Genomic DNA, 381 nt, shown 5'->3' with positions numbered 1-381 from the left:
GTCAGGGGCAGGTATTTTTGTTCGACGACAAACCATCAGGCAAAGACGACGACTGGGCGCATAACATCACCTGTCGCTTCCAACGCCACCTCAATGATGCTGGCATCGTAGGTCAGGGCCGTCCCACGCTTTACGGGCTGCGGCATAGCTACATCGATGAGTTACAGCAGGCGGACGTTGCTGAGCATATTGTGGCTGAGTTGGCGGGACATAGTAAAACAGGGATCACTTTTGGCCGCTATGGTAAACGGGTAAGCGTATCTCTTTTGAAAGAAAAGATAGAGTTGATTCCCAGAGACTTAGTATAAGTGTCAATCCAGTACCGTCTGGTGAACTTTTGCTGTAGTGCTCATAGACGTATAAGCCCCAACTCAATGCTCA

General features: G+C 49.6%; 1 pseudogene. It reads left to right on the top strand.

The annotated features are described in order from the left end of the window. Nucleotides 1-308 (top strand): annotated as a pseudogene (locus ACNPAA_RS21135) (hypothetical protein); the annotation flags it as partial. Nucleotides 309-381 lie beyond the last annotated feature (73 nt).

It is taken from the genome of Aeromonas sp. PS2Canimalfood6 (genome assembly GCF_048276795.1).
Classification (GTDB): domain Bacteria; phylum Pseudomonadota; class Gammaproteobacteria; order Enterobacterales; family Aeromonadaceae; genus Aeromonas; species Aeromonas caviae.
This window is presented reverse-complemented; position numbering and strand designations above follow the sequence as displayed.